The following is a 24369-nucleotide window of genomic DNA, read 5'->3' as shown; positions in this document are numbered from 1 at the left end:
TATCACCTTTTGTGTGACATCTGTTCCGATCACACACTAAAAAACCGTTTCACCCATTGACGGGTATTACCCGGACAACCCTTTCACAGGAAACCCTATGCCCATCGTCGTCGAATCGCTGAACGAACCCAGCTATCAGGATCAGCAGGATCTGCAGAAGATCTACCACGATGCTCCGCGCTGGCTGATTGCTCCGTTCAACGATGAACTGCAATTGATTGAACACAGCCTGCGCGACGGCTCGCTGATCGCTGGACGCTTCAATGACCGACTGCTTGGCGCGGCACGCCTGCACCGACAGCAGGACATCTGGCAGCTATCCCATTTGTGCGTGCGAAAAATCACCCGGCGCCGTGGCGTGGCTGAACGCCTGGTCAGCGAAGCGCAAAAAATGGCCGAGCTCGCGGGGGCCAAATTGCACTTGCAGGCCCCGGCCGGGCACCTCGAAGCCCAGGCACTGGCTGCCAAGCTCAAACTGCCGCTGGACCAGCTCTAGAGCGATCACTGACCAGTCGTCGGTTTCGGGGCGCTATACTCCCTGGCTAAATTCGACATTGACTCATTACAAGGACTCGCCCATGAAAGCGTTCGGCAAAATCCTGGGTTTGGTACTTCTCGGGTTGTTGCTGATCATTGTGGCGCTGGGCTTTGCCCTGACCCACTTCTTCGATCCCAACGACTACAAAGACGAGATCCGCCAAATTGCCCGCGACAAGGCCCACATCGAGCTGACGCTCAATGGCGATATCGGCTGGAGCCTGTTCCCCTGGCTCGGCCTTGAACTGCACGATGCCGGCGTCGCGACCCTGGCCAACCCGACCCAGCCGTTTGCCGACCTGCAAATGCTTGGCCTGTCTGTGCGGGTGCTGCCGTTGCTGCGCCGTGAAGTGCAGATGAGCGATGTCCGCGTCGAAGGCCTGAACCTGCGCCTCAACCGTGACAAGAATGGCCACGGTAACTGGGAAGACATCGGCAAGGTCCCGCCCGTCGCCGCCAAGGCGGATGCGCCAGCTACCGGCAGCACCAGCGAACCGGTTGCCGAAGTACCCGCCACTGCGGAAAAACCGGCCCAACCGATTCGTCTCGACATCGACAGCCTGACCGTGAACAACGCCCGGGTTGAATACAACGATGAGCAAACCGGCAAGCAATTCAGCGCCGAAAGCATCCAGCTGAGCACCGGCCCGGTGCACGACGCGACCAACATTCAGGTCAAGCTGACCGCGTTCCTGGCCAGCAACCAGCCGGACGTACGGGTGCGCACTGAACTCAATGGCGAGTTGCGTTTCGAACGCGCCCTCCAGCGCTACCAGTTCGAAGACATGAAACTGGCAGGCGAAATCTCCGGCGAACCGCTGCAAGGCAAGATCGTGACCTATGCCGCTCAAGGTCAACTGTTGCTGGATAGAGCAGCGAACGTCGCCGAATGGACCGGCATCAAGATCTCTGCCAACCAGTTGCGTGCGCTTGGCGAGCTGAAAGTCAACAACCTGGACAAAACCCCGCAAATCAGCGGCGGAGTGTCGATTGCGCAATTCGACCTGGCGAAGTTTGTCGACAGCATCGGCCAGAAACTCCCGGCCATGGCCGAGGGCAGCCTGAGCAAAGTCGAACTGGTCAGTCGTCTCGCGGGCACCCCGAGCAGTGTGGTGCTGGACGATCTCAACCTGAAAGTCGACGACAGCAGCTTCAGCGGGCGTATCGCCGTCGAGGATTTCGCCAAGCAATCATTGCGCGTGCAGCTCAAGGGCGACACCTTCAACGCTGATCGCTACCTGCCGCCAAAATCCGCCGAAGCCAACAGCGCTGCAGTGGCTCGTCAGTCGGAAGTCAGCAGCACCGAGACCAACGCGCTGGCCGGCGCTGGCAGCACACCACTGCCGAACGCCCCGACCAAAGGCGCCTGGAGCAGCGACAAACTGATTCCATCGGAACGCCTGAGCAAGCTTGATCTGGACGCCGACCTGACCTTCGGCCAACTGACCCTCGACAAGCTGTCGATCCAGAACGCCGCGCTGAAAGCCACTGGCCAGGGCGGCCTGCTGACTCTGGAAAACCTGCGTGGCGATCTCTACAACGGCAACTTCGCTGCCAAGGGCACGCTCGATGTTCGTCAGCCCGTGCCGTTGCTGAGCCTGCAAACGCAGATCAGCAAGGTCCCGGTGGAGAACATTCTCGAAAGCCAAGGGAAAAAACCGCCAGTCAAAGGCCTGGTCACGCTCAACAGCAACCTGACCGCCAGCGGCAACAGCCAGAAAGCACTGATCGACAGCCTCAACGGCACGGCCAGTTTCGTGCTCAATAACGGCGTGCTGCTCAACGCCAACCTCGAGCAACAGCTGTGCAAAGGCATCGCCACCCTGAACCACAAAACCCTCAGCGGCGAACCGCATGGCAAGGACACCCCCTTCCAGGAACTCAAGGGCAACCTGACGTTGCGCAATGGCGTGGCCAGCAATCCAGACCTGAAAGTCCGCATTCCGGGCATGACCGTCAACGGCAACGGTGACGTCGACCTGCGTGTGCTGGGCATGGATTACCGCATCGGCATCATCGTCGAAGGCGACAAGAGCGACATGCCGGACCCGGCCTGCCAGGTCAACGAGCGTTACGCTGGCATCGAGTGGCCATTGCGCTGCCGTGGCCCGCTGGAACTCGGTGCCAAGGCCTGCCGCCTGGATAACGAGCGTCTCGGCCAGGTTGCGGGCAAGTTGGCGGGCGACAAGCTCGGCGAAAAAATCGATGAGAAACTCGGCGACAAAGTCAGCCCGGAACTGAAAAACGCCCTCAAGGGGTTGTTCAAGCGATGAAAGCCGAGCAGTTCTCAACCGCGGTGCTGGACTGGTACGACCGCCACGGCCGCCACGACCTGCCCTGGCAACAGGGCATCACCCCGTATCGGGTGTGGGTCTCGGAAATCATGCTGCAGCAGACCCAGGTCAGCACGGTGCTGAACTACTTCGATCGGTTCATGGCGTCGCTGCCAACGGTCGAAGCCCTGGCCGCCGCGCCGGAAGATGAAGTGCTGCACCTGTGGACCGGGTTGGGTTACTACACCCGTGCGCGCAACCTGCAAAAAACCGCGAAGATCGTCGTTGCCGAGTACGGCGGCGAGTTTCCCCGGGATGTCGAAAAACTCACTGACTTGCCTGGCATTGGCCTGTCCACCGCGGGCGCCATCGCCAGCCTGAGCATGGGCCTGCGCGCGCCGATCCTCGATGGCAACGTCAAACGGGTGCTGGCACGTTTTACCGCGCAAGAGGGCTACCCTGGCGAACCGAAGGTTGCCAAACAGCTGTGGGCCAACGCTGAGCACTTCACGCCTTACGATCGAGTCAACGCCTACACCCAGGCGATGATGGATCTGGGCGCTACGCTCTGCACCCGCAGCAAGCCGAGTTGCCTGCTATGTCCTCTGGAAAAGGGCTGCGAAGCGCACATGCTCGGCCTGGAGACCCGCTACCCGATCCCCAAACCGCGTAAAACCGTGCCACAGAAGCGCACGCTGATGCCGATGCTCGCCAACCGCGATGGCGCCATTCTGCTTTACCGCCGTCCTTCCACGGGCTTGTGGGGCGGTTTGTGGAGCCTGCCGGAACTCGACGACCTCGGCGATCTGGAACATCTGGCACTGCAACACTCGCTGGAACTGGGCAAGCACGTTGAACTGCCGAGCCTGGTCCACACCTTCAGCCATTTCCAACTGGCTATCGAACCCTGGCTGGTCCAGGTCCAGGAGGCTGGCCATCACGTGGCCGAGGCCGACTGGCTCTGGTATAACCTCGCCACCCCGCCGCGCCTGGGCCTTGCCGCCCCGGTGAAAAAACTGCTGAAGCGCGCGGCCGATGTATTGAACGCAGGAGAGTCGTCATGACCCGCACCATCATGTGCCGCAAGTACAAAGAAGAACTGCCAGGCCTGGAGCGCGCCCCGTTCCCGGGCGCCAAAGGTCAGGACATTTTTGACCACGTCTCGGCCAAGGCCTGGGCCGACTGGCAAAAACACCAGACCCTGCTGATCAACGAAAAACGCCTGAACATGATGAACGCCGAAGACCGCAAATATCTTCAGGGCGAGATGGACAAGTACTTCTCCGGCGAGGAATACGCCAAGGCCGAAGGCTACGTTCCACCTGCCGAGTAATCCCGTGAAAATGGGGGTTGGATCGTAAGCGACGGTAATAATTAAATATTTTTTGAAAACTTGCTTGACGACCCCCTGAAAAACCCGTTTAATGCGCCCCGTTGCCCAGATAGCTCAGTCGGTAGAGCAGGGGATTGAAAATCCCCGTGTCGGCGGTTCGATTCCGTCTCTGGGCACCACATTCAGCTTTCATGTGGTGTCAGCATCACGTGAAAGCCCAACAAAAAACCCGCCTCGTGCGGGTTTTTTGTTGTCTGCGTTTTTTGATTGACCTGCAATCCCTGGAGGTCAGCTTGCATCAGCCCAATGGATGTTCAGCGTACGAACTCCACCACCACTGAGGTCAATCGTGTGACGTAATTCGCGGCCATTACGCTCCGTCACGACGACGTACTTACCTGCGGGCAACCGAGTCAAAACAATCGGGCCCGCTTGGTCCAGCGACAGCACTTCACGACCTTTCGGCCCCTGAATGGCTACCTTGACGTCAGGCACGTACTCATTGGCAGGTCCGGTGGAAAAAGTCATGTGCAGGTTATAGCCTCCCATCCGTTGAATGGCGCACGATTCATCCTGACCGATACCACCGAACATGAAGTCAACGCCGTTCTGTTGTTGCTGCTCCAGCTGTACGCCCTGCGGGTCAATCGGGTCACGACAGACCTCCGCCTGAACACTGGAAATAGGCAAGCCAGCGAGCCCGAGCAGAGCAACGCCGGATAGCGTGAGTAAACGCAAGGATCTCATGATGACGACTCCCGGACCCGTTACGGGTCCAACGAATGCGATGCCACCCATGAAGCCGATGCCATAAAACGGTGACACCCAGTGCTATCCCCAACATCACAGCTCAAACCGAAAAACCGGTAAGAATACTGCTTACACTTTTATGACTTCCCGCTCGGATCCTTCGTTTAGATCAATTGGTTGTGAAAGCCGGCGCCGATACGACTCCCGGTTGTCAGCCAATTCACCCACCAAGCCACTATCGCGGACCACCGAGCAATCGCTCCTTGGGAAATTCGCCGACCTGCGCTTCAATAGCACCCTCCCCTTGCGCCTGAACTAAGGATCGAAGCCCATGGCATCGGCGAACAAGCAGCACAAAAGAACCCAACGCGCGAAAGCCAAGGCCAAACAAAATCGCGTGCAGCGCGCGAGTGCTCCGGTCGAACTGGACCCGAACGATGAGCGTATCGACTTTGAGTCAGTAGACCTGACCGAGCTGTTCATAAAAATGCGCGATGCCGAAAAGACCAGCCAACAAGCGCTGTGCACGGCATTCCTGGAAGACCCGCTGCTCGAAATCGTGTTTGAACAGGAAGGCGAAGAAGGCGCCACCGATTTCATCCTCGCGGCACTGATCGAGTATCGCCAGTGGTCGACTGAATCGGACGAAGCCCAAGCCCTGGCCTGGATCGAAAGCCCGCAGTTCCAGGCGGACTACGTGGCCGCCTCCGAGGCGCTGGTGAAATCGCCACGGTAATTTCTGCGAACCGAAAGAACGGCTGCTGTCGGTGATGACAATGGCCGTTTTTTTATGGCGCGCTAGCACCGGGAAATACCAGCAGATTGTTACCCCGCAATATGACGTCTATCGTTGGCAGCAAACCGCGCCCAGGTCTTCATCCAATGACTCTGTCGAACACGCCCTCACTGGCACCGTCGTCACCAGCCCGGATTGAATTGCCGCTGCCAACCACCGGCCCCAGTGAATCATTCAAAGAGCCTGCCGCCGATGGTTTTGTCCTCGGCGGTTTTGCCTGGCGCCACCTCCTTCAAAATACCAATCGCCCGGTGGTGATCATCAACGCGGCAACTTCGGTGCGCTGCCGGCATTACTTTCGTTTCGCCGACTACCTGTTTGCCAACGGTTTCGATGTCATGGTTTACGATTACCGCGGCATCGGTGAATCCCGGCCCGACTCGCTGCGCGGATTCAAGGCGTCCTGGTCGGACTGGGGCGCGCTGGATTTCGAAGCCATGCTGCAACGGGCGACACGGGAATTTCCAGGTCAACCGATCGATGTAGTCGCTCATAGCTTCGGTGGCTGCGCGGCAGGGTTGGCCGCTTCCGCAGAAGTGATCCGGCGCCTGGTCACTGTGGGCGCGCAGTTCGCCTACTGGCGAGACTATGCCTCGGCCAGCCGCTGGCGGATGTTCATCAAGTGGCATCTGTTCATGCCGCTGATGACGAAATTCTACGGTTACTTTCCCGGCAAACGTCTCGGCTGGCTCGAAGATACGCCAGCCGGCGTCGTCCACGACTGGAGCACGCCAGCTGCCCGTTACGAAGAACGGCCCAGCGGTCGCGTGATAGCCGCAAAAGCCCAAGGCCTGCCCTTCGCCACCGTCACCGCACAAACCCTGGCTATCAGCCTTAGCGACGATCCGTACGGGACGATTTCTGCCATCGAGCGCTTGCTCGGCTACTTCAAGGCCAGTTCCAACACGCACCTGCGAATCGCACCAGAAGACATCGGCGAAGTGGAGGTCGGACATTTCGCCTTTTTTCGCAGCCCTTACCAAGCCACACTATGGCCCATTGCGTTGTCCTGGCTACAGAACGGCGAATTGCATCCCGACACGCCAGGACGGTTGGTACCGCGCAGCGTACCCACCTGACTGCGCCCTCCCACACGAATACGGAACGAAGTAGATGGCCGCCACGAACAAGCAACAGAAACGCGCCAAACGCGCCAAGATCAAAGCCAAGCAGATTCGTATCAGCGGCAGAAAACCCATCGCCATGCATGACGACCCGAACGCGCCAGCCGAGCAGATGCCTGAGTACACCCTGGCGATGTTCAGCAAAATGCGTGAGGCCGAGGCCATCAGCCGCAACGACATGCTGCTGACCCTGCTGTCGAACCTCAGCGAAATCATCAACGACCACCCAGAACTGCTGGACATGGAAAACGCCGAGAACGAAGCGATGGCCGCCACTCACCTGGCCGCCGACATGCTGATCGACTACCGCATGTGGACCGATGGCATGGACCGTGAAGCCGCCCAGGCCTGGCTGACAGACCCGCAGTTCATCACCGACTTCGGCAATGCGCTGGACAGCTACCGAGAGTCGCTGGAAGAACCTGAGGCAAAAGCCGAATAACCCGCCCCTGAAGCCTGCGAAAACAAAAACGGCCGCTGTCATTCCTGACAGCGGCCGTTTTTTTTGAAGGTCATCACCCTATCGAAGAGCTGGCACTACCCTTCATCAGCCTCAGCGTATATCCCGTTGACATATCCCCGGCACAGCCTATTCTTGGGCTCTAAGCGCACCAAAAGCGGAGGACACCCCAATGGAACAGACCACCCTTTTCATGAGCAATCGAAGCCAGGCCGTCCGCTTGCCCAAAGCCGTGGCAATGCCTGAAGACGTCAAGCGCGTCAACGTTGTAGCCATTGGCCGCGCTCGCATCATCACGCCGGCCGATGAAGCCTGGGATAGCTGGTTCGATGGCGATAACGTCACTGCCGATTTTATGGCCGACCGCGAGCAACCGGCCGATCAGGAGCGCGAGTCGTTCTGATGATCAAATACATGCTCGATACCAACATCTGCATTTTTACCATCAAGAACAAACCACAGGTCGTACGCGAAGCGTTCAATCGCCATCACGGCCAGCTGTGTATAAGCGCAGTCACGCTGATGGAATTGATTTACGGCGCTGAAAAATCGGCGGCGCCGGAAAAGAACCTGGCCGTAATCGAAGGTTTTGTAGCTCGTCTTGAAGTCCTGCCCTTCGACTACGAAGCCGCTGCCCACACCGGAATGATTCGCTCGGAACTTGCAAAGGCGGGCACACCGATAGGCCCTTACGACCACATGATCGCAGGACACGCGCGCTCACAAGGGTTCATTGTGGTGACGAATAATCTTCGGGAATTTGAGCGTGTTCCCGGATTGCGCGTAGAGGATTGGGTACACCTCGATTGAACTCGGCATCAGAAACAAAAACGGCCGCTGTCATCCCTGACAGCGGCCGTTTTCATTACGCGGGACCAATCAGCTCAACACGACCGCGCCACGCTGTTCCAGCTTGCGACGGCGAGCCACAAACAAACCGGCAGCCACCACCAAAAGACTCAACAGCCCCGTGGCAAGGATTTCCACGCGATGGGCATCCTGAAACAGCATGATGGTCAGGGCCGCCACGATGAATACGATCACCGCGTAGGTCAGGCCCGGGAACAGCCACATGCTGAAGGCGATTTTTTCACCGCGGGCCATGCGCTGTTTGCGCATGCGCAGTTGCGAAATCGCGATCACCAGGTACACCAACAGTGCAATAGCGCCGGAGCTGGCCAGCAGGAATTCGAACACCGCAGCCGGGGCCACGTAGTTGGCGAACACCGCAAGGAACGCCGCACAGGTAGACAACATGACGGCCCAGTACGGCGTGCCGCTCTTGTTGGTGCGCTGGGAAACGGCCGGCGCATCGCCACGTTTGCCCAGGGAGAACATCATGCGGGATGCGGTGTACAGCGCCGAGTTCAGGCAACTGGTCACAGCAACCAGCACCACGAGGTCGACGATCAGCTTGGCATTCGGGATGCCCATGCGCTCAAGCACGGTCTGATAGGAACCGACGCTGGCCAGAACCGGGTCGTTCCATGGCACGAGGGCCACAACGATGAAGATCGATACGAGGTAGAACAAGCCAATCCGCCAGATCACCGAATTGGTAGCCTTGGAGATTTGCTGGCCAGGGTTCTTCGACTCCGCGGCCGCGATGGTCACGATCTCGGTGCCCATGAAGGAAAACATGGTGGTCAGGATCGCGCCCAGTACAGCGCCCATGCCGTTTGGCAAGAAGCCCTGGGTGTCGAACAGGTGCGAAACGCCGCTGACCTGGCTGCCTGGCAGGAAGCCGAAGATCGCCATGACACCGAGGACAATGAAACCGATGATCGCCAGGACTTTGATCAGAGCGAACCAGAATTCGAACTCACCGTAGTTCTTCACGCTGAACAGGTTGGTCACTGTCAGCAGCAACGTGATGATCAGGGTAAATGCCCAGATGGCCACATTAGGGAACCAGGCATGCAGGATAGTCGCGGCAGCGTTGGCCTCCAGCGGGATTACCAGCACCCAGAACCACCAGTAGAGCCAGCCGATGGTGAAACCGGCCCAGTGACCGATGGCACGATCGGCGTAGGTCGAGAAAGAGCCCGTGTCCGGAGAAGCAACGGCCATTTCGCCAAGCATGCGCATGACCAGCACTACCAGCATACCGGCGGCGGCGTAGGCCAACAGCACGGCCGGGCCTGCGGCGGCGATGGCGTGCCCCGAGCCAACGAACAGGCCGGCGCCGATAACACCGGCAATCGACAGCATGGTCACATGGCGCGGTTTGAGCCCCTGTTCGAGGCCATTAGAGCTTTGGATGCTGCTCATTGAAACTACCTTTGTAAGGAAAAGCGATTGCCTCCATCCCGCTTGGCATCCTTCTCGTAAAAAGAAGCCAACGGGGCGTTCTGGATTCTGCACGCAATAATTGCGCCAAAATGTTTCATACGCCTCTATCCCGGCGATCTCGCCTTTACCGGACAGTCATCGCAAGCCATTGAAATTAATGGCACTTCGCCAGAGCGTTACCCTGCCACCCACTTCACAAACGAATTCACGCACCAGAAACACACCAGAAAAACGGCTCACGCACAATAAAAGTGCGGATCGGGAACGTTTGTCCGGTTAGCGCTTCCAACACCCGGCCAAAGCTGGCACCATCGCGCCTTTTTTTACGCGACACCCACACAGACATGGCTTCAAACGTGGGATCGGTTGTTGATGGCGCGACAGTCTGCTGCGCTGAAGCGACAACCGGTCACGCACTGCCCGTCTACGCCCCGTGGGGCTGTTGGCCGCCATTCGACCGCCATGCTAGCTTGGCGCCTCGCCAGGAACGCCCGGCCAACAGCAGGAGCACAACAGACACAATGAGGACCGCACATGGCTGAGGCCACGCCCGCGCTTGAAATCCGCAACTTGCACAAACGCTACGGGAAGCTTGAGGTGCTCAAAGGCGTCTCGCTGACCGCACGCGACGGCGATGTGATCTCGATCCTGGGCTCCTCCGGTTCCGGCAAGTCCACGTTCCTGCGCTGCATCAACCTGCTCGAAAACCCGCACCAGGGCCAGATTCTGGTGGCCGGCGAAGAGCTCAAGCTCAAGCCTGCGAAAAACGGCGAACTGGTCGCCGCCGACGGCAAGCAGATCAATCGACTGCGCAGCGAAATCGGTTTTGTATTTCAAAACTTTAACCTGTGGCCGCACATGAGCGTGCTCGACAACATCATCGAAGCGCCGCGCCGCGTCCTCGGGCAAAGCAAGTCCGAAGCCATCGAAGTGGCAGAAGCCTTGCTGGCCAAGGTCGGCATCGCCGACAAACGTCACGCCTACCCTGCAGAACTTTCCGGTGGCCAGCAGCAACGCGCCGCAATCGCCCGCACCTTGGCAATGCAACCCAAAGTTATTCTGTTTGACGAGCCGACTTCCGCGCTTGACCCGGAAATGGTTCAGGAAGTACTAAACGTGATCCGCGCCCTGGCCGAAGAAGGTCGCACCATGCTGTTGGTCACCCACGAAATGGGCTTCGCCCGTCAGGTGTCCAGTGAAGTGGTGTTCCTTCACCAGGGGCTCATAGAAGAGCAAGGATCGCCCCAGCAGGTGTTCGAAAACCCGCTTTCGGCGCGCTGCAAACAATTCATGTCCAGCAACCGCTAACGGAGCTACCTACATGCAGACTTACAAAAAACTCCTCCTGGCTGCGGCCGCTACACTGGTGTTTTCGGCCAATGCGATGGCTGCCGAAAAACTGAAGATGGGTATCGAAGCGGCTTACCCACCGTTCAACAATAAAGATGCCAGCGGCCAGGTGGTCGGCTTCGACAAAGACATCGGCGACGCCCTGTGCGCCAAGATGCGGGTCGAATGCGAAGTCGTCACCTCTGACTGGGACGGCATCATTCCGGCACTGAACGCCAAGAAATTCGATTTCCTGGTTTCCTCGCTGTCGATCACCGAGGAACGCAAGCAGGCCGTTGATTTCACCGACCCGTACTACTCGAACAAACTGCAATTCATCGCACCGAAGAACGTCGACCTGAAAACCGACAAGGACTCGCTCAAAGGCAAGATCATCGGTACTCAGCGCGCCACCCTGGCCGGCACCTGGCTTGAGGACAATTACGGCAACGACGTCACCATCAAGCTGTATGACACTCAGGAAAACGCCTACCTGGACCTGACCTCCGGTCGCGTCGATGCGATCCTCGCCGACAAATACGCCAACTACGACTGGCTGAAAAGCGACGCCGGCAAAAACTACGAGTTCAAAGGCGAACCGGTGGTAGCCAGCGACAAAATCGGCATCGCCGTGCGCAAGGGTCAGGACGAGCTGCGTAACAAGCTGAATGCCGCATTGAAAGAAATCGTCTCTGACGGCACCTACAAGAAGATCAACGACAAGTACTTCCCGTTCAGCATCTATTGATTCTGACTGGCCTGACCGGCGCCGCTTTCTGACGGTGCCGGTCCTTGGCAATGCCTGCGGCAACTTGAATAGAAATCCATGACTATCGACCTCTACGGATTCGGCCCGGCGCTCGCCGCTGGTGCGCTGATGACCGTCAAACTGGCCCTCTCGGCGTTATGCCTGGGACTGGTGCTCGGCCTGCTCGGCGCCTTGGCCAAGACTTCCCCGTACAAGCCGTTGCAATGGCTTGGCGGCACCTACTCGACCCTGGTTCGCGGTATCCCGGAATTGCTCTGGGTGCTGTTGATCTACTTTGGCACGGTCAACCTGATGCGTGCCCTGGGCGAGTTTTTCGGCAACCCCGATCTCGCGCTCAATGCCTTCGCCGCCGGCGTGATTGCCCTCGGCCTGTGCTTCGGCGCCTATGCCACCGAAGTCTTTCGCGGGGCGATTCTGGCGATCCCCAAGGGTCACCGTGAAGCCGGCGTGGCACTGGGCTTGTCAAAGTTGCGGATTTTCACCCGGCTGATTCTGCCGCAGATGTGGCGCATCGCCCTGCCGGGCCTGGGCAACCTGTTCATGATCCTGATGAAGGACACCGCGCTGGTGTCGGTGATCGGCCTGGAAGAAATCATGCGTCACGCGCAAAACGGCGTGACCATGACCAAGCAGCCGTTCACCTTCTACATGGTCGCAGCCTTCATGTACCTGGGCCTGACAATTCTCGCCATGACCGGCATGCACCTGCTGGAAAAACGCGCCGCTCGCGGCTTCGCGAGGAACACGCAATGAACTGGGAAGTCATCATCAAGTGGCTGCCGAAACTGGCGCAGGGCGCGACCCTGACCCTGGAACTGGTGGCCATCGCCGTCGTCCTCGGCTTGCTGCTGGCGATTCCGCTGGGCATCGCCCGCTCGTCGCGCCTGTGGTACGTGCGCGCACTGCCTTACGCGTACATTTTCTTCTTCCGTGGCACGCCGTTGCTGGTGCAGCTGTTTCTGGTCTATTACGGCCTGGCGCAGTTCGATGCGGTCCGCGCGAGCGCGATGTGGCCGTACCTGCGCGATCCGTTCTGGTGTGCCACCGCCACCATGACCCTGCACACTGCGGCCTACATCGCCGAGATCCTGCGCGGGGCGATCCAGGCCATCCCGAAGGGCGAGATCGAAGCCGCACGGGCACTGGGCATGTCGCGCCCCACGGCGCTGTTCTACATCGTCCTGCCACGTGCCGCGCGCATCGGCCTGCCGGCCTACAGCAACGAAGTGATCCTGATGCTCAAGGCCAGCGCCCTGGCCAGCACCGTGACCTTGCTGGAACTGACAGGCATGGCCCGCACTATCATTGCCCGGACCTACCTGCCCGTGGAGATCTTCTTCGCGGCCGGCATGTTCTACCTGTTGATGGCCTACATTCTGGTGCGTGGCTTCAAGCTGCTGGAGCGCTGGTTGCGCGTCGATGCCTGCCAGGGACGCTGATCGGCCGGTGCTTGCGGGCGAACAGTTGCTCGCCCGCTTCAAAGCGCTGGACGAGTTCCTGAGCGAACACCAGGCACTCTGGCGACCGCGTCCGTTTACCCATCGGCAACTGCCGTGGGAAACGGCCTATCCCGAACTGGCAGATTGGCTACGCCAGCGTTCGCTGGAAGACGCGGAAAACAGCCATAACCATCCTGAGCACCTTCTGGCGCCCGCACCTTTTTCAGGACTGGCCGCGCGGGCCATTGCCCTCAGCGCTGTAGGCAACCTTCCCGTTCATACGACTGAGCCTGCAACCCGACGACTGAATGTCGACGTGCCCGGGCGTAAATGGCAGCAGATCGAAGCCTTCGCCGGTTGCCTGCAATTTGCCGAAAAAACCCGACACTGGCTGGACTGGTGCTCGGGCAAAGGTCATTTGGGCCGACGCCTGCTGCAAGCCGACCAACAACTGACCTGCCTGGAATATGACCCGGCGCTGATCGCCAGCGGTCAGGCGCTGAGTCAACACCATCACCTCGCAGTCAATCATCTTCAACAAGACGTGATGGCCGCCGATGCGACGGCGCGTCTGAGCACCGATCAGACACCGGTCGCCCTGCACGCCTGCGGCGATCTGCATGTACGATTGATGCAACTGGCCAGCGCGGCCGGCTGTAAACAACTGGCCATTGCGCCGTGCTGTTATAACCGCATCAGCGCTCGCCAGTACCAGCCGTTGTCCGACGCAGCTAAAGGTTCCGGCCTACAGCTTTCCCTCGACGATCTGGCCCTGCCGCTGAGTGAAACCGTCACCGCCGGTGCCCGCGTCCGACGTCAACGCGACACGTCCATGGCCCGCCGACTGGCATTCGACCTGCTGCAACGGCAACTGCGCGGTTGTGATGACTACCTGCCCACACCGTCATTGCCCAGCGCCTGGCTGGATAAACCCTTCGCCGATTACTGCCGCGAGCTGGCGGCGCTGAAAGACTTATCCACAGTCCCGGCGCAGGATTGGGTGGCGCTGGAAGCCTCTGGTTGGGAACGCCTGGCCCAGGTGCGTAATCTTGAACTGCTACGCGGCCTGTTCCGACGCCCCCTGGAGCTGTGGCTGGTACTCGACCGAGCGCTGTTTCTCGAAGAACAGGGTTATTCGGTGCGCTTGGGATTGTTCTGCGAAACCCCACTGACACCGCGCAATCTGATGCTGCTTGCCGAGCGTCGATAACCCCCTCCATTTCGATCAACAGCCTGTGGATAAGTCTGTTGATGAAACTTGATAAAAGCCTTTGGATCCATGGCTTATAGGCCATAAAAGCGCTTGGTCATTTTTTGTTCACATTAAAAAACAGGCGAAAAAACAGCCAGTTGCGATTTGTTGAGAACTGCTCCACAAAATAGGCCGTAAACGCAGCGAAACCACCTCCCGCTGTGCATAAGCATTAATCCGAAAGGTCATAACCAACCTCCACATTCTGAACTATCGTTGCCAGGCGCCAGAAATCTCTGGCGCGTACGGCTCGACCATGGAAGGCCCCGTGCCGCAAAGCTACCCGTCGCCCCCTCGACAGGCCTGCCAATCCCTCCCGTATTTGGCTGCTATGCCCACACACTTTCTGATTGAAGATCGCTACACTCCGCCATCTTGCACGCTGCGACAAACAACCCATGCACCGAGGCCGAGCTGCACGCTCTGCGCAACAGCCGCCCGTGGTGGGCAATTCAGACACTCAAGAATGTGCTGGTTCGCACCTGTCGCTTCAGACCTCACATCGGGCGGAAACAACGTTATGACTCTCGACACCTTGATCCTGCACTGGCGCTCAGAAGTCTCGAACAAGAAAAAACCCGGAAGTCGCATCGGGCTGATCAGCAACATCCTCAGACGAATCAGAAAGAACAACACTCTCAGGTATTTATTCTGGTTCAGGTTTGCCCAGTATCTGAATAGCGGAAATGCGTTCGCGCGGCTCTATGCCAAACGCATGGAGAGGAAAATCAACCTCAAGTACGGGGTCGACATCAGCATTGATGCCGAGATAGGGCCAGGTTTTCGCATCGGCCACCTGCCTGGCGTCGTCATCACCGGTTACATCAAAATCGGGCGGAATTTCTTCATTCGCCAAAACACAACGATTGGCATAAAAACCATGGGCCTGGACGAGTACAACCTGGTGATTGGCGACAACGTCAGCGTCGGGGCGAACAGTTGCATCATCGCCGACAGCCTCTCAATCGGTGACAACGTCACAATCGGAGCCATGTCATTCGTCAACAAAAGCATCCCGGCGGACAGCACTTTTTACAATGCACGATAACCACAGGCTGATCGAAACCAGCCCCGGAGCGCTCAAGCACACACAAGGGCGCGAACCTTGTCAGAGTCCTGCTGAAAAATAGTCAGTAATCAGGGGTTTACAGAACCACGCCAATCGCTATAATCGTCGCCCAACACGCCGGTATAGCTCAGTTGGTAGAGCAACTGACTTGTAATCAGTAGGTCCCGGGTTCGACTCCTGGTGCCGGCACCATACAAAACGAAGCCCCTGCAGAAATGCAGGGGCTTCGTTGTTTCCGGGGTTTGGAAAAACCCGCGCTCCCACCTAAGGCCCTTTGCCAAGAAAAGGAGCGGTTTCTACTTCCAGCATCAGCAACACCATTTCCGTCAATTCGGCGTCGGACTTCTGTCCGGCATAGAGGTCATGGAGTGCTTTGGCAAAGGGAATGCGCAGGTCCTGGTTTTCTTCGCGGGCGCTGTCGCTGTATTGCATGAGTTCGCTGATGGCGCGCATCACGGCCGCTTGCCACCGAGCGGTGGTCCTAAGACCATCGCCGGTGATTGCAATCAACTTATCCTCCGTCAGTTGGCGAAGGGCTGGTTCCCGCAACGGCTTAAGCGGCTTTGGGTTGCGAGTGTTCTTTGACATACCGGACGATACTCAGCGTTTCCTGCCGGAACTGCTCGTAGTCGATCTGCTGGGCGTTAATAAAGGTGCTGCCCATCATGGTCAGCGACCCCATAAAGCTGGCTTCGGAAATTTCCTCGTCAGTCGCGCCAAACAAGCGCGCGGCTTCGGTATGGAACAGGGCGCAATACTTACAACGAGTCGCCCCGGACACTGCCAGACCTATCAACTCCTTGTACTTGTTAGGAATCTTGGTTTCTGCCAGCCAGAAATCCTTGGCTACGACCCAGAATCCGTTCGCTGCACCTTCCGGCATCTGCTTGATCCACTCCGGTACCTGACCCAGGGTCTGCTCAATTTCCCGATAGGTATCACGAATGGCCATTTGGCACCTCCTTACCTCTCTGGAGACATCTACACCAGAGGTACAACTTAGTTTAGTTCGCTGGCGGCCATGCCAGAGCCGGCAGCAGGACAACTCCAGCAACGAATTCTTAAATATCGTAGAAACAACAGGATGGATTTAGACTTTTTTGGCGCAATGACGGACCACTAAATGCTTGGAGTTATCAAACAAAGCCCCCGCAGTAATGCGAGGGCTTTGTTGTTTTCGGAGTTTGGAAAAGCAGGTCTTAGTGACCCGCGCTCTGACCGCCATCGACGTGCAGGATTTCGCCGGTGACGAATCCGGCGGAGTCCAGATACACAACGGCCTGGGCGATGTCGCTGATCTCGCCCATGTGCCCGACCGGGTGCAAATTGCCCAGCGCTTCGTGGGTTTCTTCGGCGTGCATTGGCGTTTTGATGATGCCGGGGCTGACCGCGTTCACGCGAATGCCACGCTTGGCGTATTCGATGGCCAGGGATTTGGTTGCGGCGTTGAGGCCACCTTTGGTCAACGACGCCAGTACCGACGGCACGCCGTCGACGGCGTGGTCTGTCAGGCTGGTGGTGATGTTGACGACGTGGCCGCGGCCTTGTTTTTCCATCTGCGCGATGGCGAGTTGGGTGATGTAGAAGAAACCATTCAGGTTCACCGACAGCACAGCAGCGTAGTCTTCGTGGGTATAGGCGGTGAACGGCTTGGCGACGAAGATCCCGGCGTTGTTGACCAGGGTGTCGACACGGCCAAAACGTGCGATCGCTTCACGAATCACGCGCTCGGCAATCGCCGGGTCGCCGATATCGCCCGCCACGGTCAGGATGTCCGGATCGGTGGACGGTTTGATCGAACGCGAAGTGGCAACCACCCGGTAATCGAGATCACGAAAGGCCTTGACCATGCCTGCGCCGAGACCTTGGGATGCGCCGGTAATAACAATGACTTTTTTCGAATTGCTCATGATGAACCTCTACAAAATAATGGAGTTTTAAACGTGATCAATCAGGCTTCAGCGGGGGCCTGCGCCATTTGCCTCAGCATCTGTTCGTAGTACTCGACCGATTGCGAACCGGACACCAGGTGACGACCGTTGAGGATCATGGCCGGTACCGAATTGATGCCGTGATCGCGGTAAAACGCTTCAAGCTCACGCACCTCCGTGGCAAACGCTCCGGACGCCAACACCTCACGCGCACGGGCCGCATTCAGACCCGCTTCAGCCGCCAGGCGGACCAGCGTCTCGCGATCGCTCGGGTTCTGGCCGTCGCTGAAGTAAGCGCGCAGCAAGCCTTTCTTCAGTTCAATCTGCCGCCCTTCCTGCAATGCCCAGAACAACAGGCGGTGAGCATCAAAGGTGTTGTAGAAGTGGCTGCGTTTCTCCAAATCGAACGTGAAACCGATGGCTTGACCACGGGCGATCTGCATCGCTTTGCCGGCCGCGATGTCCTCGGCGCTGCGCCCGTATTTGCGCATCAGGTGCTGGACCGCGTTCTCACCTTCAGCCGGCATGTCCGGGTTCAACTCAAAAGGCTTGAAGGTCAGCTCGACCGGAACTTCCCCAGCCAGATTCTCGATAGCTAGCTCCAGCGCCGTCACACCCAAGGCGCACCACGGGCACACCACATCGGAGATGAAATCGATGGTGACGGGCTGCCTCATGACTGCCCCTCTGCCAGTTGCTTTCGATATTGGGTGGTGGTGATCCCGGCATAGCCCCAGTTATCGGTGTCGACTTCTTCGATCACGATGTGGGTCAGGTCCGGGCGTTTGTTGAGGACCCGCTCCAGGGTTTCAGTGATTTCGGCGATCACCTGAGCTTTCTGCTCCGAGGTAACGCCATCGCGGGTAATGCGTACGCTGACGAAAGGCATGACGACTCTCCAGTGACCTTCCCTTCGGGATGATGGGCAGGTGGTGGAGTCGACTGTATGGCGTTGCCTTGGCGGGATAAAGATGGGTTCAAGCACATCATTAGTGACGTGATGTAATGAATATGGGCAGGATATTGATATGTCTAAACCGGCTTTCCGCCCCTGAAAAACCCTGGAAGAACGCTGGTTTTGAGCGTGTTTATGGGCCATATCCAATGCCCGGTTCACTCGCACTGATAGGGTCGTCGCCAGGTTTTTCGAAATTATGAAAATTATGGCTGGGCAATAATTATTGCCCAGCCATAATTTTCACTAAAACTCCCCCGACCAAAGCTTCCAATTCGCCACGCTTGCGGCCCTTCTCCATCCACTCCGACCAACCCCTCTTCCGCGTCAACAGCGGCGTCCCGATCCGCGAAGCCCTGTCCCACGTTTCCGACTTGCTCCACCTCTCCAAACTGCTGGCCGAAGACGCGGCGATGGAGCGCAATACGGACCGCTATGCCTGGGCGTCGCACTATTTGCAGGAGATGAGTAAGGCGGTGATCGATGACGTGGTGAAGGTGTTGGGCGCGCCAGGTAACAACCGCAGCCAGTAACATCGCTGTCTGAACCTGATCCGCACGCAAGAAAAAGCCCCGAACCAGTCGGGGCTTTCTCATTTCGGCCTTGTATCAGGCCTCAACCACGCATCCGATCATCAGAAGATGTTGATCGGGTAATCCACGAACACACGGACTTCGTTGCCGCTGACGTTGTAGTCGCTGGATTTCTGCGACACGCGCAGGACCGAGCTGCGCACTTTTACGCTCAAGTCTTTGGCCGGGCCGCTTTGGACCACGTACTTGAACTGGTTGAAGATTTCGCGCTCGGTACCGCCGGTGCTGGTGGCGGTGGTGATGTTGTCGCCACGCACGTACGCCACGTTGTAGGTCAGGCCAGGCACACCGAAAGCGCCGAAGTCGAGGCCGTAGCCCAGCTGCCAGCTGCGTTCGTCTTCAGCGTTGAAGTCGGACCAGTAAGAGTTGGCGAGGTAGATGGTGTTGCCACCGTCACCGACACGACCCTGTTCTTTCTGATAGCCGCCGTACGGGTAGCCAAGATTGCTGTCGCCAGTGCTGCGCTGGTGCGCGAGGGTGAACGAGTGCGGGCCGGTGACGAAGGTCGCTGCCAGGCTCCAGATTTTGTTGTCCTGGCCTTCGGTTTTGTTATCAAGGGCGTAGGACTTGTCCAGCTTGGTCTGGTAGCCGTTGAAGTCGAAGGTCAGGGACTGATCGGTGGCCAGCGGGAACACGTAGTTCAGGTTCACGTACTGTTTCTTCAGAACGTCTTCTACGTTGGACGCGTAGAACGCACCTTTGAATTGTTCGGTGAACTGGTAGCGACCGCCCAAGACGTTGATCGACTTCAGGCCACCGCTGTCACGACCTTCGGCGCTCTTGCGCGATTCGGCGGTGAAACGGCCAGCGTTCAGCTCCAGGCCTTTGATCTCCTTGGAGGTGATCAAGGTGCCAGTGTAGCTTTCAGGCAGCAGGCGCGAGTTGTCGTAGTTCAGCACCGGCAGCTCCGGCATCTGGTCGCCATAGGTCAGCACGGTGTTGGACAGGCGGAATTTTACCGCCGCGCCAGCCTTGGCCAAGTCATCGGCAGCTTCGCCGCTGTCGCCTTGCTTGAAGAAGTCGATACCGCCGGCGCCACTACGACCCTTGCCGCCATCGAGGCGCAGGGCGTACAGACCGAAGGCATCAACGCCGACACCCACGGTGCCTTGGGTGAAACCCGAGGAGAAGGTGCCAATGGCAGCTTGGCCCCACTCGGCCTTGTCTTCTTTACCGTTCTTGTAATCACGATTGATGTAGGCGTTGCGCAACAGCACTTTCAGGCTGCTGTCTTCAACAAAACCTTTGGACTCCGCCTGGTCGTTAGCCATGGCTTGAGTGGCGCTAAAAATCCCCAGAGCGATCAGACCGATCCGCTTATTCAACATGTTATTTTCCTTATTACGGGTTGATACGCGCTGTGACCGCTGGCTGAAATGGCTGCTATTGCGCTCTTTTTTCACTCCAAAACAAAAGGCCCACCCACGCAAAAGCGAGGCAGGCCCTTATTATTTTTTGGAGTCGTGGCGGTTGGCCACAGGCGTTGGGACGAATCCTAGCCGCGCCCTTAAGCATGTGTCAATTTCGTGAATCTTCTGTAATTAGGCGAAAATCGTCTAAGAACTTACTGCTCAGCGATCGCCAATTGCACTGTGTGGCTGTCCACAAACTGCTCGAAATGGGTGACTTTACCGTTCGCCAAAGTCCACAAATGCGCGACTCGGGCGTTCATCGGACGACCCGTGGCCTTGTAGATTCCGCTGTAATTTCCATAGGCGAATACCTTGTCGCCCTGCGCGACATAGCTCTCGACCTTGAACTGAAAATTTTCCCATTCAGTGCCCAGTCGCTTGAAGACATTCTCGACGATGGCGTCGAAACCAACGTACGTCCCCGCATACGGAAACCCCGCCGATTCGGTCCACTGTGCATCAGTGGCTAACGCTGCGGCGGTGTTGCGCGCGTTCTCCTGGGAGTTGGCACCTTCATAGGTGCTTTTGATCAGGCTCAGGTTATCCATGGGTCGCTCCGCGTAGTCGATGAGATCAGTGAGCACAACCGTCCAGGCCACAGGCTTGAACCGGGGAAGTGGATTCGTTCGGATGGGCGACGACTGATTGGCTCAACCAGGCCGCAAATGCTTCAGGCTTACCGAGCCATGGACTGATGTCGACCACGGTGAATTGATCGTCCTGCTCCAGCACCAATGTCGGGAAGCCCTGGCCGCCAACCTGCGCCAACAGTGCGCGGCTTTTCTTGATGTGGTCTTGGGTTTCGTTCGCCAGTGCGTCCTTGAACTCGCGCTTGAAGGACTCAGCTTCCAGGCCAATCGATGCGGCGAGTTCCAGCAACACCGCTTCATCGGCAATCCGCCGACCTTCCACGTAGTGCGCGCTCTGCAAACGCCCCAGCAGTTCCAGCCCACGTCCGGCGAGTTGTTCAGCGGCCAGCACGGCAGCAATCGGTGGCGCGGAATCAAACACGGCGGTGTGATCGCGCAACAGGCCTTCGAAATACGCCTCACCAAATGGCTGCCCGGTGTACTCGGTGATGCGTCGGTCGTGAGGCATCACGTAATCACGCAGTTGAGGTGAAACCGTCTGCCGGTTGGCGCCGGTCATCATGCCGCCGCCATGGGCGATCACCGGCAAAACAGCCTGCGCCGCTTGCACCAATGGTTTGGCGCCGTAGCACCAGCCGCACAGTGGGTCGTAGATGTAATGAAGGGTCGCGGTAGACATGGAAAGCTCCAGCAAAGTCGTAGGAATTCGATGCCGGCAGACTATTCCTATGACGGAGAGGGAAAAACGCCGTAATGGCTTTTAGTCTGTTTCGCAGATCGGTCAAATGGTGTGTTTGGGCTACGACAGGCTGGACCAAACCTGAACCCGCTTTTCCAAGGGCAAAAAAAAGCGCTGCCATCCGGGCAGCGCTTTACCAATCCTTTGCTTTCTATCCTTCAATCACATCCCACAAGGCTTCAAGTTCTGCCTCACTGAATAAACCAGCGGGATAACGCTCGATCATCATCCTGCGCGGGTCAGGTTCTCTGACCTGTCGCGTTCCGTTGGATTTCAACCATTGCGCCAGCACCTGAAGCGATTCGCCATTCATTGCCAAGGGATGCGATGTCCGCTCGCTGACCATATTCATTTCCGGCGCTCTCTCCTGGTTCGTGAGCGGCTAACTTATCCAAGGTTTATGACAGAACAACGCGGTTCTACATTCCCGAGAATTGCTCTCAGACAGATACAAGAGCTATGCCAAAGTGCCTGCCAGGCCAGCATGTGGATATAAAAAAACCCGCAGTCCATAGGAGCTGCGGGTTAGATAAGGGGTCACCCACATGAACCGGATAAAACGCGGATCAATCCAGCGCCACCGATTGTTACAACTTCACTCAACCTTTGTGCGGTGCCGGCTGTTGTTGGGTAAGGCAATGGATGTTACCGCCACCCAGTAACAGTTCACGCCCCGGCACCATCACCACTTCGTGCTGCGGGAACAGGTTCTGGAGGATTTCCTTGGCTTGCGCGTCCAGCGGATCGTCAAAGCTCGGCGCAATGATGCCGCCGTTGACGATCAGGAAGTTCACGTAGGAGCCGGCCAGGCGCACAGAAGGGTTACGCTCCTGAGTACCGTCTACCGGGTCGACACCGGCGCACTCTTCCTCGGTCGCGTAAAGCGGCCCCGGAATCGGCATTTTGTGCACCTTAAATGGGCGGCCCTTGGCGTCCTTGGTGCTTTGCAAGACCTTCATTGCAGCCTGGCAACGCGGGTAGTTCGGATCCTGCGGATCGTCGGTCCAGGCTAACAGCACTTCACCGGGACGCACATAGCAGCAGAAGTTATCGACATGACCGTCGGTTTCGTCGTTGAACAAACCGTCCGGCAGCCAGATGATTTTATCCACAGCCAATTGTGCGCTCAGCACCGCTTCGATGTCGGCACGGCTCATGTGCGGATTGCGATTACGATTCAACAGGCATTCTTCAGTGGTGATCAGCGTGCCTTCGCCATCGACGTGGATCGAACCGCCTTCGAGCACGAAACCCTCGGTGCGGTAACGTGGGCTGCGCTCGATCTCGAGGATCTTGCCGGCCACTTGCGAGTCACGATTCCACGGCGAATACAGACCGCCATCAAAGCCGCCCCAGGCGTTGAAGTCCCAGTCGACACCACGGACTTCGCCGCTGTTATTGATGACGAAGGTCGGGCCGGTATCACGGACCCAAGCGTCGTCGCTGGACATCTCGACGAGGCGGATATTCGGCACGTCCAGACGCGCACGGGCGTTTTCGTACTGGGCCGCCGAGACGGCAACGGTCACCGGTTCAAAACGCGCGATGGCCTTGGCCACCGCAACGTGAGCGGCTTGCGCCGGCTTGCCACCCAGGCGCCAGTTGTCCGGGCGCTCCGGCCAGACCATCCAGGTCTGGGTTTGGGTTGCCCACTCGGCGGGCATGTAAAAACCGTCAGCGCGAGGCGTGCTGTGCAAAGTAGTCATAGTGATCAGGACTCCAGGGAACCGTCGAGGGTTTTGATTGCGCCATACAGGTTTGGACGACGGTCACGGAACGAACCCCAGGCGCTGCGGATGTGCTCCAGTTCGTCGAGGTCGAAGCTCTGAACCAGTACGCCTTCTTCGGTTTCGTTGAGCTCCTGGACTTTCTCGCCGAACTGGTTGGCGATGAACGAGGAGCCGTAGAAGGTGATGTCGTAGCCGTCCTGCTCTTCATTGCCGATACGGTTGCTGGCGATCAGCGGCATCAGGTTGGCGCCGGCATGGCCTTGTTGGACGCGCTGCCAGTGGTCGCGGGACGAAATGCTCTTGTCGTGCGGTTCGCTGCCGATGGCGGTTGGGTAGAACAGGATTTCCGCGCCTTGCAACGCCATGCTGCGGGCGCATTCCGGGAACCACTGATCCCAGCAGATGCCCACGCCGATTTTCGCGTAACGGGTGTTCCAGACTTTGAAGCCGGTATCGCCCGGGTTGAAGTAGTACTTTTCATGGTAGCCAGGACCGTCCGGGATGTGGCTTTTACGATAAATCCCGAGGTTGCTGCCATCGGCATCGATGATCGCGATGCTGTTGAAACGTGCGCGACCCGCCAGTTCGAAGAAGCTGATCGGCAGCACGACTTGCAGTTCTTTGGCGACTTTCTGGAAATGCTTGATGGCCACGTTGTCTTCAACTGAAGTGGCCAGCTGCAGGTAATCCGGGTTCGGCTTCTGGCAGAAGTACGGGGTCTCGAACAGTTCCTGGATCAGGATGATCTGTGCGCCTTTGGCTGCGGCCTCACGGACCAGCTTCTCAGCGGTCTCGATGTTGGCTTCAAGGTCCCAGGAACAAGCCATCTGGGTAGCGGCGACGGTAACGATACGGCTCATGAATCATCTCCCGGGCGGGTTCAGAGGGTCGATTGTGGCATCGACCGATGACAGAAATGGGAACGGCCAGGCGCGGTGATCTACGCCGTTGCGTTAGGCGACTTTATAACCGATAAAAATCGGCTTTTAAAGCGAT

29 protein-coding genes and 2 tRNA genes are annotated in these 24369 nt (G+C 58.0%); 18 read left to right on the top strand and 13 right to left on the bottom strand.

What is annotated here, in order from left to right:
- Positions 1 to 97: 97 nt before the first annotated feature.
- From AO353_RS12060 to AO353_RS12040, 5 genes are all read left to right on the top strand, one after another.
- Positions 98 to 496 carry an acetyl-CoA sensor PanZ family protein gene (locus tag AO353_RS12060; RefSeq protein WP_054595154.1) on the top strand — a complete coding sequence of 133 codons (399 nt, stop codon included), beginning with the start codon at positions 98 to 100 and terminating at the stop codon, positions 494 to 496.
- A gap of 82 nt (positions 497 to 578) precedes the next feature.
- Positions 579 to 2810, top strand: coding sequence for an AsmA family protein (locus AO353_RS12055; RefSeq protein WP_054595153.1), 2232 nt, complete (start codon positions 579 to 581; stop codon positions 2808 to 2810).
- Positions 2807 to 3874 (top strand): A/G-specific adenine glycosylase, encoded by a 1068-nt coding sequence (gene mutY, locus AO353_RS12050; RefSeq protein WP_054595152.1) that lies wholly within the window; start codon positions 2807 to 2809, stop codon positions 3872 to 3874. The genes AO353_RS12055 and mutY overlap by 4 nt, the downstream gene beginning before the upstream one ends.
- Entirely contained in the window at positions 3871 to 4143 is a 273-nt protein-coding gene (locus AO353_RS12045; RefSeq protein ID WP_054595151.1) for an oxidative damage protection protein, read from the top strand. The genes mutY and AO353_RS12045 overlap by 4 nt, the downstream gene beginning before the upstream one ends.
- 103 nt (positions 4144 to 4246) lie before the next feature.
- A tRNA-Phe gene (locus AO353_RS12040) sits at positions 4247 to 4322 on the top strand.
- Between the two features lie 109 nt (positions 4323 to 4431).
- Here the strand turns inward: AO353_RS12040 and AO353_RS12035 are convergent.
- Positions 4432 to 4890, bottom strand: coding sequence for a hypothetical protein (locus AO353_RS12035; RefSeq protein ID WP_054598216.1), 459 nt, complete (start codon positions 4888 to 4890; stop codon positions 4432 to 4434).
- Between the two features lie 334 nt (positions 4891 to 5224).
- On the opposite strand from AO353_RS12035, the gene AO353_RS12030 reads away from it, so the two are divergent.
- The 5 genes from AO353_RS12030 (at position 5225) to vapC (ending at position 8083) form a co-directional block, all read left to right on the top strand.
- Positions 5225 to 5629 carry a hypothetical protein gene (locus AO353_RS12030; RefSeq protein ID WP_054595150.1) on the top strand — a complete coding sequence of 135 codons (405 nt, stop codon included), beginning with the start codon at positions 5225 to 5227 and terminating at the stop codon, positions 5627 to 5629.
- A 146-nt stretch (positions 5630 to 5775) separates the two neighbouring features.
- The gene (locus tag AO353_RS12025) at positions 5776 to 6768 is read left to right on the top strand and encodes an alpha/beta fold hydrolase (RefSeq protein ID WP_054595149.1); all 993 of its coding nucleotides are present in this window, start codon (positions 5776 to 5778) and stop codon (positions 6766 to 6768) included.
- Between the two features lie 34 nt (positions 6769 to 6802).
- Entirely contained in the window at positions 6803 to 7255 is a 453-nt protein-coding gene (locus AO353_RS12020; protein ID WP_054595148.1) for a hypothetical protein, read from the top strand.
- Between the two features lie 190 nt (positions 7256 to 7445).
- Complete coding sequence (gene vapB, locus AO353_RS12015) at positions 7446 to 7676, top strand: type II toxin-antitoxin system VapB family antitoxin (protein WP_054595147.1); 231 nt, start codon at positions 7446 to 7448, stop codon at positions 7674 to 7676.
- Positions 7676 to 8083, top strand: coding sequence for a type II toxin-antitoxin system tRNA(fMet)-specific endonuclease VapC (vapC, locus tag AO353_RS12010; protein WP_054595146.1), 408 nt, complete (start codon positions 7676 to 7678; stop codon positions 8081 to 8083). The genes vapB and vapC overlap by 1 nt, the downstream gene beginning before the upstream one ends.
- Positions 8084 to 8152: 69 nt before the next feature.
- Here vapC and gabP read toward each other — a convergent pair whose 3' ends face one another.
- Positions 8153 to 9544: a GABA permease gene (gene gabP, locus AO353_RS12005; protein ID WP_054595145.1), complete on the bottom strand. Its 1392-nt coding sequence runs from the start codon at positions 9542 to 9544 to the stop codon at positions 8153 to 8155.
- Between the two features lie 555 nt (positions 9545 to 10099).
- Here gabP and AO353_RS12000 point away from each other — a divergent pair.
- The 7 genes from AO353_RS12000 (at position 10100) to AO353_RS11970 (ending at position 15615) form a co-directional block, all read left to right on the top strand.
- Positions 10100 to 10873 (top strand): ABC transporter ATP-binding protein, encoded by a 774-nt coding sequence (locus tag AO353_RS12000; RefSeq protein ID WP_054595144.1) that lies wholly within the window; start codon positions 10100 to 10102, stop codon positions 10871 to 10873.
- A gap of 13 nt (positions 10874 to 10886) precedes the next feature.
- Complete coding sequence (locus AO353_RS11995) at positions 10887 to 11642, top strand: ABC transporter substrate-binding protein (RefSeq protein WP_054595143.1); 756 nt, start codon at positions 10887 to 10889, stop codon at positions 11640 to 11642.
- Positions 11643 to 11720: 78 nt separating this feature from the next.
- Positions 11721 to 12416 (top strand): ABC transporter permease, encoded by a 696-nt coding sequence (locus tag AO353_RS11990; protein WP_054595142.1) that lies wholly within the window; start codon positions 11721 to 11723, stop codon positions 12414 to 12416.
- A complete protein-coding gene (locus AO353_RS11985) occupies positions 12413 to 13102 on the top strand; it encodes an ABC transporter permease (RefSeq protein ID WP_054595141.1) in 690 nt (229 codons plus the stop codon). The genes AO353_RS11990 and AO353_RS11985 overlap by 4 nt, the downstream gene beginning before the upstream one ends.
- On the top strand, positions 13083 to 14312 hold the full coding sequence (locus AO353_RS11980) for a methyltransferase (protein WP_054595140.1): 1230 nt from the start codon (positions 13083 to 13085) through the stop codon (positions 14310 to 14312). The genes AO353_RS11985 and AO353_RS11980 overlap by 20 nt, the downstream gene beginning before the upstream one ends.
- Before the next feature lie 562 nt (positions 14313 to 14874).
- A complete protein-coding gene (locus tag AO353_RS11975; RefSeq protein ID WP_054595139.1) occupies positions 14875 to 15402 on the top strand; it encodes a serine acetyltransferase in 528 nt (175 codons plus the stop codon).
- A gap of 137 nt (positions 15403 to 15539) precedes the next feature.
- Positions 15540 to 15615: transfer RNA gene (locus tag AO353_RS11970), tRNA-Thr, on the top strand.
- Positions 15616 to 15687: 72 nt separating this feature from the next.
- Here AO353_RS11970 and AO353_RS11965 read toward each other — a convergent pair.
- The 5 genes from AO353_RS11965 to AO353_RS11945 all read right to left on the bottom strand — a co-directional run bounded on the left by AO353_RS11965 (position 15688) and on the right by AO353_RS11945 (position 18243).
- Positions 15688 to 15933: a hypothetical protein gene (locus AO353_RS11965; RefSeq protein ID WP_054595138.1), complete on the bottom strand. Its 246-nt coding sequence runs from the start codon at positions 15931 to 15933 to the stop codon at positions 15688 to 15690.
- A gap of 43 nt (positions 15934 to 15976) precedes the next feature.
- Positions 15977 to 16375 carry a carboxymuconolactone decarboxylase family protein gene (locus tag AO353_RS11960; protein ID WP_054595137.1) on the bottom strand — a complete coding sequence of 133 codons (399 nt, stop codon included), beginning with the start codon at positions 16373 to 16375 and terminating at the stop codon, positions 15977 to 15979.
- 247 nt (positions 16376 to 16622) lie between these two features.
- Positions 16623 to 17333: an SDR family NAD(P)-dependent oxidoreductase gene (locus AO353_RS11955; protein WP_054595136.1), complete on the bottom strand. Its 711-nt coding sequence runs from the start codon at positions 17331 to 17333 to the stop codon at positions 16623 to 16625.
- A gap of 41 nt (positions 17334 to 17374) precedes the next feature.
- Positions 17375 to 18031 carry a DsbA family oxidoreductase gene (locus tag AO353_RS11950; RefSeq protein WP_054595135.1) on the bottom strand — a complete coding sequence of 219 codons (657 nt, stop codon included), beginning with the start codon at positions 18029 to 18031 and terminating at the stop codon, positions 17375 to 17377.
- The gene (locus AO353_RS11945) at positions 18028 to 18243 is read right to left on the bottom strand and encodes a tautomerase family protein (protein WP_019691259.1); all 216 of its coding nucleotides are present in this window, start codon (positions 18241 to 18243) and stop codon (positions 18028 to 18030) included. The genes AO353_RS11950 and AO353_RS11945 overlap by 4 nt, the downstream gene beginning before the upstream one ends.
- Before the next feature lie 350 nt (positions 18244 to 18593).
- On the opposite strand from AO353_RS11945, the gene AO353_RS11940 reads away from it, so the two are divergent.
- The gene (locus AO353_RS11940) at positions 18594 to 18842 is read left to right on the top strand and encodes a DUF3077 domain-containing protein (protein WP_103318197.1); all 249 of its coding nucleotides are present in this window, start codon (positions 18594 to 18596) and stop codon (positions 18840 to 18842) included.
- Between the two features lie 101 nt (positions 18843 to 18943).
- Here AO353_RS11940 and AO353_RS11935 read toward each other — a convergent pair whose 3' ends face one another.
- The 6 genes from AO353_RS11935 to aguB all read right to left on the bottom strand — a co-directional run bounded on the left by AO353_RS11935 (position 18944) and on the right by aguB (position 24233).
- Positions 18944 to 20230 carry an OprD family porin gene (locus tag AO353_RS11935; RefSeq protein WP_054595133.1) on the bottom strand — a complete coding sequence of 429 codons (1287 nt, stop codon included), beginning with the start codon at positions 20228 to 20230 and terminating at the stop codon, positions 18944 to 18946.
- 236 nt (positions 20231 to 20466) lie between these two features.
- Entirely contained in the window at positions 20467 to 20862 is a 396-nt protein-coding gene (locus AO353_RS11930; RefSeq protein ID WP_054595132.1) for a nuclear transport factor 2 family protein, read from the bottom strand.
- Positions 20863 to 20887: 25 nt separating this feature from the next.
- Positions 20888 to 21583 carry a DsbA family protein gene (locus AO353_RS11925; protein WP_054595131.1) on the bottom strand — a complete coding sequence of 232 codons (696 nt, stop codon included), beginning with the start codon at positions 21581 to 21583 and terminating at the stop codon, positions 20888 to 20890.
- 211 nt (positions 21584 to 21794) lie between these two features.
- Positions 21795 to 21995, bottom strand: a complete 201-nt coding sequence (locus tag AO353_RS11920) for a hypothetical protein (protein WP_054595130.1) — start codon at positions 21993 to 21995, stop codon at positions 21795 to 21797.
- A gap of 247 nt (positions 21996 to 22242) precedes the next feature.
- Positions 22243 to 23349, bottom strand: coding sequence for an agmatine deiminase (gene aguA / locus AO353_RS11915; RefSeq protein WP_054595129.1), 1107 nt, complete (start codon positions 23347 to 23349; stop codon positions 22243 to 22245).
- 5 nt (positions 23350 to 23354) lie between these two features.
- On the bottom strand, positions 23355 to 24233 hold the full coding sequence (aguB, locus tag AO353_RS11910) for an N-carbamoylputrescine amidase (RefSeq protein WP_054595128.1): 879 nt from the start codon (positions 24231 to 24233) through the stop codon (positions 23355 to 23357).
- Positions 24234 to 24369: the final 136 nt, after the last annotated feature.

Source organism: Pseudomonas fluorescens (genome assembly GCF_001307155.1).
GTDB lineage: Bacteria > Pseudomonadota > Gammaproteobacteria > Pseudomonadales > Pseudomonadaceae > Aquipseudomonas > Aquipseudomonas helvetica.
This window is presented reverse-complemented; position numbering and strand designations above follow the sequence as displayed.